Here is a 13,708-nt window from a genome sequence, read left to right on the forward strand (position 1 = left end):
AAAAATTAATAAAATGAACTTATAATTTGGAGGAAAATATGAAAGTAGGATTTGTAGGATTAGGAATAATGGGAAAACCAATGGCAAAGAATATCTTAAAAGCCGGATATGAATTAGTTGTTTATACTTTAGAAAAAGAAGTTATTGAAGAGATGATAGGAGAAGGAGCTATTGGTGTAGAAAATAGCAGAGAAGTTGCAGAACAATCTGATGTAGTCATTACTATGCTTCCTAACTCTCCTCAAGTTGAAACAGTATTATTCAGCCCTGGAGGGCTAGCAGAAGGGTTAACTGAAGGAAAAGCAGTTATTGATATGAGTTCTATTAACCCTGTAGCAAGCAAAGAATTTGCAGCTAAATTAAGTGTACAAGGAGTAGAGTTTTTAGACGCTCCAGTATCTGGAGGAGAACCGAAAGCTATAGATGGTACAATTTCCGTTATGGTTGGAGGAAAGCAAGAAGTCTTCGATAAATATTATGATCTTATGATGACTATGGCAGGATCTGTAGTAAGAGTAGGGGAAGTTGGAGCAGGAAACACTACAAAACTGGCAAATCAAGTTATCGTTGCCCTAAATATTGCCGCAGTTAGTGAAGCTATGATATTAGCGAAGAAAGCCGATGTGGACCCAGAACTTGTATATGAAGCAATTCGAGGAGGACTTGCCGGCTCAACTGTTATGGATGCCAAAGTTCCTATGATGATTGAAGGGAACTATGAGCCCGGTTTTAGAATAGGTCTTCATATTAAAGACCTTCAAAATGCACTAGATACTTCCCATGAAATTAATGCAGCACTACCGTTAACTGCAAGCGTTATGGAAATTATGCAAGCATTAAAAGCAGATGGATTAGATGTAAAAGATCATTCTGCAATCGTAAAATACTATGAAAAAATCAACAATACAACAGTAATAAAAGGAGATAAATAATGACAACTCCAAAAATTACTAAAATGGAAATCTTTCCAGTAGCAGGATATGATAGCATGCTTCTAAATCTTAGCGGTGCCCATGGACCTTATTTTACACGAAATATTGTAATTCTAACTGATGAGACGGGTAAAGAAGGTCTAGGAGAGGTACCTGGCGGGGAGAAAATTAGAAATACGCTTGAAGACTGCAAAGATATCGTTATTGGAAGAAATATTGGTGATTATAAGAATATAGTTCGTGAAATAAAAGAAAAGTATGAAAATCTAGATGCAGGAGGCAGAGGGAATCAAACTTTTGATTTAAGAACTACAGTACATGTTATGACAGCAGTTGAAACTCCATTATTGGACTTGTTAGGTCAGTATTTAGAGCTTCCTGTAGCTGCACTATTAGGAGATGGCCAAGTACGTGAGGATGTAGAATTTTTAGGCTATTTGTTCTATGTAGGAGACAAAGATAAAACTGATCTCCCTTATATCGATGAAAATAATCCTGCAGATGACTGGGAAAAACTCCGCAGAAAAGAAGCGCTTACCCCGGAAGCGGTCGTGGAACTGGCAAAAGCTTCTTACAAACGATACGGATTTAAAGATTTTAAACTTAAGGGCGGAGTTCTAGAGGGAAAAGAAGAGATTAAAGCGATTAAAGCTTTGAAAGAAGAATTCCCTGATGCTCGTATTACACTTGATCCAAATGGTGCATGGTCCTTAGAAGAAGCGGTAGAAGTTTGTGAAGGTATGCATGGAATTCTTACGTATGTAGAAGATCCGTGCGGCGCTGAAGAAGGTTATTCGGGACGAGAAATAATGGCGGAATTCAGGAAAAAAACTGGTCTGCCTACAGCGACAAATATGGTTGCTACTGATTGGAGACAAATGCAGCATTCTGTAATACTTCAGTCTGTGACAATTCCACTAGCAGATCCGCATTTTTGGACGATGTCTGGATCTGTAAGAGTTAGCCAGATGTGCCACGATTTCGGTATGACTTGGGGAGTTCATTCAAACAATCATTTTGATATTTCATTAGCAATGGTAGCTCATACTGCAGCTGCTGCACCGGGAAAAGTAAATGCAGCAGATACTCATTGGATCTGGCAAGATGGACAGGATCTTTGCTATAATGCGATGAAGATAAAGGAAGGAAAGATCAATATACCTAGAGATATGAAAGGGTTGGGTATCACGATTAACCGAGAAAAATTGGAAGAGGCAAACAAGCTGTATCTTGATAAAGGTTTAGGGGCAAGAGATGATTCTTTGGCGATGCAATATCTTATCAAGGATTGGAAATTCGATAATAAGAAGCCGAGTTTAGTCAGATAGGAGTGAGAGAATGAGTTTCGTATGTAATATCAAAATAGGAGGGATTATCGTTCCGATAATTACCCCAGTAGATGAAAATGAGGAAATAGATGAAGCGAAATTGAGAAAACAAGTTAATTTCGTTATAGATGGTGGAGTTAGAGGAATACTAGCTTACGGCTCCAATGGCGAATTCTATATGTTCGATTATGAAGATATGGAGAAAGGTCTTAAAATTATTGTTGATGAAACGGCAGGGCGAGTACCAGTATTCTGCGGAATAGGAAATATACGCACAAGTAAATGTATTCAAATAGCGAAAATGGCAGAATCGCAAGGAGCAGATGGTATATCAGTGATTCAACCTATGTTTCTAAGGCCAACACAAGAAGAACTGTTCCAACACTTTAAAGCTATAGCTGATTCGGTACCTAACCTTTCTATGCTTCTATATAATAACCCTGGAAAAATTGGTTATAATATGAATACAGATTTAATATATCGGTTAGCTACGGAAGTGCCTAATATTATTGGAATGAAAGATTCCAGCGGAGATATTACTCAGCTTTGCGAGTATATCCGAGTCACTAAGGACACAGAGTTTTCTGTACTAGGCGGTAAAGATACATTGATCTATCCTACTCTTGCAATGGGAGGATGCGGTAGTGTATGTACTACGGCGAATGTATTTCCTGAATTCGTATGTGGAATATTTGATAAATTTATGAATGACGATCTTCAAGGATCCTTAGAAGATCAATATCGATTAAATCCTGTTCGCCTTAGTATGGATAGAGCTTCTTTCCCAGTAGCGACGAAAGATATGGCTAACCTTAAGGGGATGGATGTAGGACAACCGATTAAGCCGAGTCTTCAATCCTGCGATGAGTGTTTAGATTACATGAGAGAAGAAATGGAAAAAGCAGACTTATTATAATTGAGGTAATCCCATGAATAAAATAAAGATCCTCATTGCTTCAGATTCCTTCAAGGGTTCTGCAAGTTCAAAAACTGTGAATGCAGCTATAGCTAGAGGGATAAAAAAGGCAGGTATTCCAGTAAAAGTGGAAGAAATTTCCATTGCAGACGGAGGAGAAGGAACTATTGAAGCGATTATTGAACGTACAAAAGGGGAGATAAAAAAGATAGAATTAAACTCTGCTTTAGGAAAGAATAAGACAATTCATTATGGTCTTATGGAAGATAAAGAGACGGCTGTATTAGAAACTGCTGAGACCTTAGGCTTAACGAGAATAGATAAGGAACAACTAGATCCTTCATCTATTGACAGTGGAAGTTTAGGAGATTTAATAAGATATCTTTTAGATGAAGGAATCCGAAAGTTCTATATAGGCTTGGGGGGCAGTGCGACAAATGACTGTGGATATGGTATGCTGCGTTCTTTAGGTGCGAAATTTTTAGATGAAGAAGGAAAAGAAATTTCTGGCAATATAAAAGAGCTGGAGAATCTTGCTCGAATCGACTTGGATTCTTTAGACCCGAGAATCGAGGAAAGTAGTTTTATCCTATTAGCTGATGTTAGCAATCCACTCTGTGGGAAAAAAGGTGCTACGTATACGTATGGCCCTCAAAAAGGTGTAAAAGAAGAAGATTTAGAATTTTTTGACATGATTATCTGCAAAATTGGCGAAAAAATGGAAGAAGCCTTAAACAGACAATTTTTGGAAGAATCTTCCGCAGGAGCTGCAGGAGGACTGGGAGCTGCATTTATTGGTCCTCTTCAGGCAACTGTAGAAAACGGAATCGAAAAAATTTTAGAATTGATTTCTTTTGACGAATATTTAATGAACTCAGATTTAGTTATTACAGGCGAAGGAAGAATGGACCATCAGTCTATCTACGGAAAAGCGCCGATGGGTGTATTAAAAGCTGGAAAAAAACAAGGTCTTCCCGTTATAGCTGTAGTAGGAAGCATAGGTGAAGGAATCGAAGCTGTCTATGAAGAAGGTATGGACTTAGTTCTTTGCTCAATATCGAGTCCTATTTCCTTAGAAGAAGCGATAGAGAAGGTTGAGGAAAATTTAGAAAGAACAGGTTATCAGTTGATCAAAGCTTTTACAATTAAATAATATAAAAAACATAATCATAAAAAAACATAGATTATGTTTTTTTATGGTGTATAAGGACGGCGAAGGGGTATTAATATTACGACGTTGAAATTAATGTATAAGGAGGAAATAATGGGAAGATTAGATGGAAAAGTAGCGATTGTAACAGGCGGAGCCAGCGGAATCGGAAAAGCAACCGTAGAAGCATTTGTAAAAGAAGGTGCTAAAGTTATAATCAGCGATATCGCCGATGGAACGAAATTAGCAGAAGAGTTAAATACAGAGGGCGATAACGCTATTTTTGTAAAAGCAGATGTAACAAGTGAAGAAGATACAAAAGCACTTGTTAAGAAAGCAGTGGAAAAATTTGGAAAACTAGATATCGTATTTGCTAACGCAGGTATCGGCGGGATGAAACTTGTACATGAAGAAAGCTTCGAGGATTGGAGAAAAGTTCTTTCCGTCAATCTTGATGGAGTATTTCTTTTAAATAAATATGCGATTGAACAGATGTTGAAACAAGGAACTGGCGGATCGATTATCAACAACGATTCCATTCATGGTTTTGTCGGAAAACCGGGAGTAGGATCCTATGCAGCCTCCAAGGGCGGGGTGAAGCTACTTACTCAAACAGCAGGAATCGAATATGGTAAAGAAAATATTCGTGTGAATTGCATCAATCCGGGATATATTGACACACCATTATTAAAAGATCTTGATGATGAAATGAGACAATCTTTAGTGGATCTGCATCCGATTGGACGATTAGGACGTCCTGAAGAAGTGGCGAATGCAGTGGTGTTCTTAGCAAGTGATGAAGCTTCCTTTATCACAGGAACCACATTGTTAATAGATGGGGGCTATACAGCACAATAAAACAGCTTATCTTGCACCGATGAGAAGAGAAGGATCTTCTTAACGGTGCTTTTTTTGTTTCTAGAGGAGAGATGAAAATTAAGAATAAGGTATTAGGAGATTCCATGGAAACAAAAGAATAAACTAGAGGATGACAGAACAAATGTTCTAAAAACAGGAATAAAGATTATTCTCCTGCAGAAAATCCTTATTCCTGTTTTTTCAAAAATTAAAATCTTTCTTATACTGTCCTTACCGGTAATACAAAGGCAGCTGCAAGAAAGGTTTGCTATGAAAAAAGAAGAACTGCAAAAAAGAGCAGTACGATGCTCAGGAGAAGATATTGAGGTGATTGTAGAAGCTTTACGGCCGTTGATTCTTTCCTCCATAAGGAAATATTATAATAAGCTTCATCTTTACGATGAGCTTTTTCAAGAAGGATGTGTGGAAGTGGTGGAAGCTCTCCTTGATTACAATCCATCTACAAATATTCCCTTTCTAGCCTATATTAAAAAAAGGCTCTATTATTTCTACCTTGGGAAGAATCATAATAAAGAAGAGATCTCTCTCGACAAAGAAAACGAAGAAGGAGATGCGCTGATCGAGTTTCTTCAGTCGGAAACGGATATCGAGGGGGAGTATTTAGAAAAGGAAGAATATCGAGAGCTTCAAATAGCTGTTTCTACTCTTCCTGAAAGACAGAGAAATATTATTGTTGATTTCTATTTTCGGAGAATGAAACTACAGGACATCAGCGAAAGGTATGGTATCAGCTACCGAAGCTGCGTAAATTCGAAAGCACAGGGCCTTAAAAATTTAAGAAAATACTATAAAGATAAAGTTGAAACAGAACAAATGTTCTGATATAATAAATTAACGAACTATAGGAGGTGGAATATGTATGAAGATTGTTGTGCAGTCTTGCCTCATTATTATGAAAATGGAGGGAACGGCAGCTTAATTTATAGAACAGATGGAAGCAGAAAAACAGACAGAAGAAAAGTAGCGACAGTGATGGATCATCTTTATGATTTAGATCTTATAAGTCTCGACAGACAGATGAACCTTCTTCGAACTTACTTTGGAAAAAAGAAATTCCTCCCTTATGTCTTCAATAGAAAGATCATATTTATCGCCATGAAAACAAGGGATCCTATCGGCAAAAATGATGGCGCTTACGGATATATCCGTATCGATCAGATCAAAGAGCTTCGCGAAGATCAGCTTGTGTTGAAATGCGGGATGGAACTTCCCGTAAAAGAATCACTCGAGGTGATCAACAGAAGAATTATGGATGGAAAGGTAGCAGGGCTGATCGTTGAACAGAGGCATTTTGTCTTTAAATCCCCTTTAAGTACTTAAGATGAAAATATATATTACAAAGACTTCTTGTATAAATATTTGATTCCTGTATAATAGCAGTACAATAAAAAACTAAAAAACATCTTACCAGGAGGATGCTATGGCAGAAAAATATTATTTACTTTACGACGAAACGGTAGGCAAGGAAGAAGAGGGCAAATATTATATTTTTGAAAAGGGCATTTGGAAAGAGGATGAAGAAAATAGTATCGTAGATGCGTTAATGGGTTTAGATAAAAGAAAACTGGAAGATACCATTATCAACTACAAAGGTTTTTACGATGGACCTATCGCTGAAATAAGCAAAACAGAAGCAGAATTTTATAAAGAAATGCGGTGGGACTGGGCAACGGATTGTATATTGTATTCCGATACAATAAAGATTACAAGTGAAATCTGCTTTTCCTATATGATAAATTTCGATGCTGAAATAGCAGGCCTTGCCATAGACAAAAAGGATGCAGAATATCGTTATGAAGTTCCCTTTCTGCCATGGAAGGATTTTTTAAAGCAGAAAAACTGGGGTCAAGATGTGGATTCTCAAGGTGTTTTTTTAAAAGAATATTTTGAGAAGAATCCATTCGACGACTTCGCAGAATATATGTATGCAAATGATGTGAATGTGCTGCAGGCCTTTCATAGATTCCCGTCTTTTTTAGAAGAGGAAGAGGAAGAAAAAGAGTTGGCTGATGAGGAGCGAAAGAAACTCGACGAATTAGGAGACTATTTAGATAGAATGTTATAAAGAAAGATGCCTTTGCTTTTCAAAGCAAGGCATCTTTTTTAATTCAGGAAAGTAAGTGGTATTAAAATTCATCTTGCTAAGGATTCACGAACCTGTTAATATAAAAACATAGGTATACATATAGGAATGTTTATATAAAAAAATATTATTTTATATATTAAATAATAAATAAAAATCAAGGAGGACGAATTACATGGATTTAAAATTAAAAAACAAAGTGGTACTGATCACAGGAGCAACAGGGGGAATCGGGCAAGCTGTTACAAAGGCTTTTTTAGAAGAAGGTTCCAAGCTTGCGATTACATCGACAAAACAAGAGAAACTAGATCAGTTGTTGGCTGATTTGGGAAATCCTGGAGAGGACAGAGTGTTGGGCCTTGTCGTAGATGTAACAAAGGAAGACGAAGTTAAGAAAGCAGTAGAAAAGACAGTAGAGCATTTCGGTAGTCTTTATTCTGTAGTTCCAAATGCCGGCTATAATGGAGAATATCAGGAAGTAGTGGATGCTACAGCAGAAAACTACAAAAGAGTTTTTGACATCAATGTTTTCGGTGTTCTTTATTCTATAAAATATGCACTTCCTCATATGATCGAAAAAGGAGCTGGGTCTGTAGTAGTATTAGGTTCTGAAGGTTCTTATGTAGGGTCTCCGGGAATGGGTGCTTATGTCGCTTCTAAACACGCAGTAGCAGCGATTGTAAAAACAGCGGCTACAGAAGTGGGCGGAAAAGGAATCCACTGTAATTTCGTTGCCCCAAGTGCTGTAGATACTGACATGATGAGAAGAATCGAGAAAAACACCTTCGGCGATACGAAAACACCGGAAGAAGCAGAACGATTCTTTGCTGATGCTTCATACGACAAGCGCTATGCAAAAGTAGAAGAAGTAGCAGCATGTTGTCTTTATTTAGCAAGCGAAGTTTCCTCTCATATTATGGGTTGGGGTATTCGTTTAGACGGCGGTAAACATATATTATAATATATTAAAAAAAGAGCCTTAGGCTCTTTTTTTAATAGAAAAATACAGGATTTTTCCTTTTATGGAACTTCTCGTGAAAGATTTCTTCTGTTTCTTCAAGTTTTTCTTTGTCTAAATGTCTGGCATTTACGGGGCAGACGTGGATGCAGCCCATACAGGAGATACATTTATCGTATATTGTTTCATCCGGGTTTTCAAAAGGGATGGCTTCTGCAGGGCAGTGTTTTGCACAGGTTCCGCATTTTACGCAGCTGGAATCTGTTAGAGGCTTAAACAACGTTCCTTTCTCATTTTTATAAGGAAACTTTCCTTTTACTTCTATAACTTTTAGTTCTTCTGCACTTAATTTATCCTTAATGATCTCGGAAAATATTTCTATATAGCGTAGATCTTCTTGATCCGGACGGTCTTTTGCAACAGAATGGAAAATAGAATGTTCCGCTACAAAGACTCCAGCTGTAACAGGAATAAATCCTTGGGCAATTAAGAGATCCTTCATTTCTAAAAGAGCATCGTCATAATGGCGGTTGCCGATAGTACTTATTATAATGGCAGGGGTATTATTCCCTTTATACTTTTTAATTTTCTCTGCAAGAACGGCTGGAACTCGTCCTACATAGACCGGAAAAGAGAAAAATGTGGGTTCTTTGAACTCCATTTCATTATTATAATCTCCATAGGGAGTAATATCGTAGATTTTTTGTTCTTCTCTAAATTCATCTAATAATAATTTCGTTATCTTCATGGTATTGCCAGTCGGGCTGAATACCACTGCATTAATATTTTTCATAAAAACTCCTCCATTTTTATTACTATATCATAAAAAGATCTTGGAAAATAAAGGAATTGAGCTAATAGGATAAAAAGATTTTTATTTTAATAGTAATATTTGTCTTTTCAATCAATCTATAGATAAGAGGGAGGTGAGAAAATGAAAACTGTAGAAAATGTTCGATTAAAAGTTGCTTATACGGTTGAGGCGGATGGGAAGGAATTAAAAAAGAATAAAACCTTCAATAATATCGCATTAACAGCAACAGATGAAAATCTAAAGGCATGCGGAGATGCTGTCGGTACTTTTATAGAAGGCAGCAATAAAAGAGTCATCCGTATGGAAGAAGCTGTTGTACTGTAGAACAAGGAAAGAATATTACCTTATTATTATCTAAAAACAGAATAAAGAGTGGTAATAAGAATTATTAAAAAAGGAGGTGTAGATATGGATCAGGTATTGGAATTAAAAATTGCAAATGCAGCAGATGAAAGCTTAACCCTTCGAATTCAGAACCCGAAAGAAGGTTTAACAGAACTTGAAATTCAAACAGGGATTCAGACGATAGCAAACTCCGGAGTCTTTGAAAAAGAAAAAGGAGCGTTAACAATTCCGGTAAGCGCAAGAATGATCGAAACAAATTATACTGAATTTAATATTTAACAGAAGCCGGTCTTAAAGTTTGATACATCTTTCGAAACTTTAGGACCGGTATTTTTGAAAGGAGGACTATGGATATTATCGCATGGAAAATTCTCTTTTCATCAGGGGAAGGAAAAATAATATACCTTCTGGGGCTTATAGCAGCTGCTATGATTATCGATTTTATCAGCGGCTGCATCTGTGCTAAAATGACGGGAGAATTTAAATCAAAAACAGGAATCAACGGGATTTTGAAAAAAATGGTTTCGATGATGGTGCTGCTGCTTTTCTTTATGATGAATTTCCTGCTGCCCGAAGGCATTGGGTTTTCCCTGACAGCAGTTCTCTATACAGGATATTTAATGATGGAGATACAGTCGATACTGGAAAATATGGATAAACTGGGGATCAATACGGACTGTTTTAAAAAGACAGAACAGGCGTATAAAGACAAGCTGAAGGAGGAGAAAGATGGCAAAGATTCGAATCGATGACGGCCACGGCTGGAGATATAATAAAGGCAGGCTCTTTTATGAAGGCGAGCAGAACTGGATCTTCAGCCGGGAGTATCTAGGGCCTGCCTTAGAGAAAGAAGGCCATAGCGTAAGCTTTACGAGAGGAGCCGATGCTCTTCAGAAAGAACAGCGGTATGCGGAAAAATACAGGCTCTATGGAATAAACAATCAGATTCATTCTTTAACGGCGCGAGGGGAGTCCGGAAAAGATCATGATCTTCTAATTTCCAACCACAGCAATGCAGGCGGCGGCAGAGGGACGAATGTATGGGATGACACAGGAACACCAAATAAACCCCTAGCAGAGGCGGCCTGCAAAGCCTGCGCCGAAGGGTTCGGTCTTCGAAATGGAGGAGTCCATTATCGAAAGAGAAAAGACGGAAGGAACTATTATCAGGTTCTTCTTTCGAACAAAGCCAAAAGCGGAATCCTTTTAGAAAGGGGATTTCATGATAATTTGGAGGATTCAAAAGCTCTCTTGTCTTCTTCCAAACAAAGGTCTGCAGCGGAGAGAATCGCTTCTGCTATCAGCAGATTTTATGGAAAGAGGACATCTATCATAGGAAGACCGACTGCAACCCTAAACCAAATGAAAGAGTATGCTAAAAAGAAAAAGGCAGAGGATTTTTTTGTAGAGCTGGCAGAACTTTTCTATGATATTTCCCTGGAGTACGGTGTAGATCCTGTCGTAGCCTTTGCCCAAGCCGGAAAAGAGACTGCTTTTGGAAGATATGGAGGTGTGCTGGACAAGAGTTTCCGAAATCCGGGAGCCATCAAAACAAGGCAGGGAGGAAGCAATAATGATGCCGCTGCCCACGAAAGATTTTCCAGCTGGAAGAGGGGAATCACCGCTCAAGTGCAGCATCTTGCTCTTTATGGAGGGCAAGTTATCCCGAAAGGACAAGTGGCGGATCCGCGCCATTTTGATTTTTTAAGGGGAACAGCAAAAACGGCTTTGGAACTTAGCGGAAAGTGGGCAGGACCAGGGTATGGAGAAGATTTAGAGAAGAGAATCAAAGACATTCAAAATAGTTGTTTATAAAAGAGAGGTCTGCCATCCTGGCGGACTTCTCTTTTTTTGAATGGGTAACTATAACAAAAGGAGGGATGCTATGAAGAAGCGTTGTTTTGCCTTTTTGCTGATTCCATTGGCAGCTGCACTTCTATTTTTCTTTCGAACAGATTTCAGAGATACAAGAGGAGCTGCCCTTAGAAAGCTCGCACCGTTTTTCGATTACAGCTTCAACAACGATTGGAGCTATGAAAAAGAAGATATCGAAAAGTTTACTGGAATTGTAGATACAAAGCACAGCCGCTATACTGTTTTTTATAAAGACGGGAATGGAAAACAAAGAGAGTTTGCTTTCGACACAACAGGGGGATTTGCAAAAGAAGCAGTCCTTTGGAAAATCGAAGAGGAGATGTATCAGATCTTTAACGAGTCTTTAGCAGGAGAGATAGAAGAACTCGGCATTTCAGTGAAAGTTTCCTCAAAGCTGAAAGAACTTAAAGGGGAGGGAGAAAAAGGGAAGAAAAAGAAAATGGATGAGTATAAAAAAGTACTGTTAGATGAAGAAAATGGAGTAAAACTTTATAATGTTGATGAATTTTTCTCCCGAACTGCCTCAGAATATTTTCAGGAGCTCGATGTGGAAATCTCTCCAACGGAGAACAAAGGCGGGGGAAATATACTCGAACACAAAAAAAATATCCAAAAAAGGATTGAAGAAAGGATTGGAAAAAAACTGCATCTTAATATAACGGTCAGCGGAGAAAATGAATCCAGAAACTAGGCTGTTTTGTATCAATGAATACAGAGCAGTTTTTTTATTAAAATAAAAAATAAGGTGAACAAAGATAACAATTTTATATTAATTTCCTTGCTAATGGGTATTATGTAGATGATTACTGTTTCTGTAAGTGATTGATTTTAACCTTTTGTAAATAGAGTATTAACATAAGGAAAATAAAATAGATACAAGAGTACTTATTTTGCAAGGAGGATGAATATGTATAGGAATTATCAGCTTTTAGAGAAACTTATCCGCTTAAGAGAAGAGGTCTATCAAGAAGGGCTTGAAACATATAAGGAATGGGAAAAAGAGATCGAAAGAGAAGATTATAAAGAAAGCGCACTGAACTTCGCTTATTATCTGGCTTTAAGAAGAAGAGACATCCGCTCCCTTCAAGAAGCTCTGGTTCCTTACGGGCTTTCTTCTTTAGGAAGACTGGAATCCCGCACGATCTATAATATCGACGCTGTTATTAAAACATTGGCTATTCTTTTAAACAAGGACTATCCGGAAGAGATCAAGAATTTGAATACCGACAGCTATTTAGACGGAGATATTCTTCTCCAGGAAAAAAATATTAAAATCTTCGGATCGAAACCTTCCAACCGGTATTCCAGTATTATGGTGACTCTTCCTACAGAAGCAGCAGAAAAGTATTCCCTTGTTCGGGATCTGATAGCTGCCGGCATGAATGCCGCCCGTATCAACTGCTCCCATGATAATCAGAAATTCTGGAGCAAGATGATTAAAAATATCCGAAAGGCAGAAAAAGAATTAGGCAAAGAATGCAAAATCAGTATGGATATTGCTGGACCGAAGACGAGAATCGATGCGATATATACTACAAAAATGAAACCCTCCGTTCAGGTTGGAGAAAAACTATTTTTAACAGGAAAAAAAGAGCTGAAAAGCTACTACGATTATGATATTGTCCTTCGCTGCGGTACTGTTGAAATATTAGATCTTTTAAAGACAGAAGACCCTGTTCTTATCGATGACGGCATGATTGAAACAAAAGTGGCGGAAGTCAAGGAAGAAGGAGTCGTTTTAGAAGTTGTTAAACTGATGAGCGGCAAAAAGGGGAAGATCCGTGCGGAAAAAGGTCTTAACTTTCCAAAGACGAACCAGAGCCTTCCTATTCTTACAGAGAAAGATCTGGAGGATCTGGAATTTGTGTTGAAAAATGCCGATATTATAGGACTGTCTTTTGTTCGAACGCCTGAGGATATCGATGTTTTTCACAAAGAAATGGTCCGTGTTTTAGGGGAAGAGGAAGCACGGGGAAAAGTGATTATGGCGAAAATCGAAACTGTAGACGGTGTGAATAATCTTCCAGAAATCATTGTAAAAGGAGCAAGCCGAAACCTCTTCTGTGTTATGATCGCAAGGGGAGACTTGGCAGTAGAAGCAGGATATCTAAGACTTTCCGAACTTCAAGAGGAAATCCTGTGGATCTGCGAAGCGGCACATATCCCTGTGGTATGGGCTACAGAAATACTTAGAAATATGGCAAAAACTGGAATCCCCACACGGGCTGAAATAACCGATGCTGCCATGGGCGGCCGAGCCGACTGTATGATGCTCAACAAAGGGGAGTATATAGTGGATACCGTAAAAGCGTTGGATGATATTCTAGTACGGATGAAAAGCCATCAGTATAAGAAAACACATCAGCTTCGTGCACTATCCATTGCAGAACTGGAAGAATAAATAATAAAAAGACGAAGGATTTTCTCC

Annotated in this window: 16 protein-coding genes; 15 read left to right on the plus strand and 1 reads right to left on the minus strand. The window is 38.1% G+C overall.

Annotated elements, in window-relative coordinates:
• Positions 1-38: 38 nt before the first annotated feature.
• The 9 genes from garR to ACTQ46_RS02800 all read left to right on the plus strand — a co-directional run bounded on the left by garR (position 39) and on the right by ACTQ46_RS02800 (position 8,249).
• Positions 39-932, plus strand: coding sequence for a 2-hydroxy-3-oxopropionate reductase (gene garR, locus ACTQ46_RS02760; protein ID WP_441747354.1), 894 nt, complete (start codon positions 39-41; stop codon positions 930-932).
• On the plus strand, positions 932-2,260 hold the full coding sequence (locus tag ACTQ46_RS02765; RefSeq protein ID WP_441747355.1) for an enolase C-terminal domain-like protein: 1,329 nt from the start codon (positions 932-934) through the stop codon (positions 2,258-2,260). The genes garR and ACTQ46_RS02765 overlap by 1 nt, the downstream gene beginning before the upstream one ends.
• Before the next feature lie 10 nt (positions 2,261-2,270).
• On the plus strand, positions 2,271-3,176 hold the full coding sequence (locus ACTQ46_RS02770; protein WP_441747356.1) for a dihydrodipicolinate synthase family protein: 906 nt from the start codon (positions 2,271-2,273) through the stop codon (positions 3,174-3,176).
• 13 nt (positions 3,177-3,189) lie between these two features.
• Entirely contained in the window at positions 3,190-4,329 is a 1,140-nt protein-coding gene (locus ACTQ46_RS02775; RefSeq protein WP_441747357.1) for a glycerate kinase, read from the plus strand.
• Positions 4,330-4,440: 111 nt separating this feature from the next.
• The gene (locus ACTQ46_RS02780; protein WP_441747358.1) at positions 4,441-5,184 is read left to right on the plus strand and encodes an SDR family NAD(P)-dependent oxidoreductase; all 744 of its coding nucleotides are present in this window, start codon (positions 4,441-4,443) and stop codon (positions 5,182-5,184) included.
• Positions 5,185-5,454: 270 nt separating this feature from the next.
• Positions 5,455-6,027 carry a sigma-70 family RNA polymerase sigma factor gene (locus ACTQ46_RS02785; RefSeq protein WP_441747359.1) on the plus strand — a complete coding sequence of 191 codons (573 nt, stop codon included), beginning with the start codon at positions 5,455-5,457 and terminating at the stop codon, positions 6,025-6,027.
• Between the two features lie 33 nt (positions 6,028-6,060).
• Positions 6,061-6,525, plus strand: a complete 465-nt coding sequence (locus tag ACTQ46_RS02790) for a hypothetical protein (protein ID WP_441747360.1) — start codon at positions 6,061-6,063, stop codon at positions 6,523-6,525.
• Between the two features lie 100 nt (positions 6,526-6,625).
• The gene (locus tag ACTQ46_RS02795; protein ID WP_441747361.1) at positions 6,626-7,270 is read left to right on the plus strand and encodes a hypothetical protein; all 645 of its coding nucleotides are present in this window, start codon (positions 6,626-6,628) and stop codon (positions 7,268-7,270) included.
• 193 nt (positions 7,271-7,463) lie between these two features.
• On the plus strand, positions 7,464-8,249 hold the full coding sequence (locus ACTQ46_RS02800) for an SDR family NAD(P)-dependent oxidoreductase (RefSeq protein ID WP_441747362.1): 786 nt from the start codon (positions 7,464-7,466) through the stop codon (positions 8,247-8,249).
• Between the two features lie 31 nt (positions 8,250-8,280).
• Here the strand turns inward: ACTQ46_RS02800 and ACTQ46_RS02805 are convergent, their stop codons facing one another.
• Positions 8,281-9,039, minus strand: coding sequence for an EFR1 family ferrodoxin (locus ACTQ46_RS02805; protein WP_441747363.1), 759 nt, complete (start codon positions 9,037-9,039; stop codon positions 8,281-8,283).
• 141 nt (positions 9,040-9,180) lie between these two features.
• Between ACTQ46_RS02805 and ACTQ46_RS02810 the strand changes: the two genes are divergently transcribed.
• From ACTQ46_RS02810 to ACTQ46_RS02835, 6 genes are all read left to right on the plus strand, one after another.
• Positions 9,181-9,384: a DUF1659 domain-containing protein gene (locus ACTQ46_RS02810; protein ID WP_441747364.1), complete on the plus strand. Its 204-nt coding sequence runs from the start codon at positions 9,181-9,183 to the stop codon at positions 9,382-9,384.
• 84 nt (positions 9,385-9,468) lie between these two features.
• Positions 9,469-9,684 carry a DUF2922 domain-containing protein gene (locus ACTQ46_RS02815; protein ID WP_441747365.1) on the plus strand — a complete coding sequence of 72 codons (216 nt, stop codon included), beginning with the start codon at positions 9,469-9,471 and terminating at the stop codon, positions 9,682-9,684.
• Positions 9,685-9,752: 68 nt separating this feature from the next.
• On the plus strand, positions 9,753-10,157 hold the full coding sequence (locus tag ACTQ46_RS02820; protein WP_441747366.1) for a phage holin family protein: 405 nt from the start codon (positions 9,753-9,755) through the stop codon (positions 10,155-10,157).
• Positions 10,135-11,220: an N-acetylmuramoyl-L-alanine amidase gene (locus ACTQ46_RS02825; RefSeq protein ID WP_441747367.1), complete on the plus strand. Its 1,086-nt coding sequence runs from the start codon at positions 10,135-10,137 to the stop codon at positions 11,218-11,220. Before ACTQ46_RS02820 ends, ACTQ46_RS02825 begins: the two co-directional genes overlap by 23 nt.
• A gap of 70 nt (positions 11,221-11,290) precedes the next feature.
• Positions 11,291-11,971 carry a hypothetical protein gene (locus ACTQ46_RS02830; protein WP_441747368.1) on the plus strand — a complete coding sequence of 227 codons (681 nt, stop codon included), beginning with the start codon at positions 11,291-11,293 and terminating at the stop codon, positions 11,969-11,971.
• 216 nt (positions 11,972-12,187) lie between these two features.
• Positions 12,188-13,681, plus strand: a complete 1,494-nt coding sequence (locus tag ACTQ46_RS02835) for a pyruvate kinase (RefSeq protein WP_441747369.1) — start codon at positions 12,188-12,190, stop codon at positions 13,679-13,681.
• Positions 13,682-13,708 lie beyond the last annotated feature (27 nt).

This window comes from Gallicola sp. Sow4_E12, from assembly GCF_052116305.1.
Classification (GTDB): domain Bacteria; phylum Bacillota; class Clostridia; order Tissierellales; family Peptoniphilaceae; genus JBQKLI01.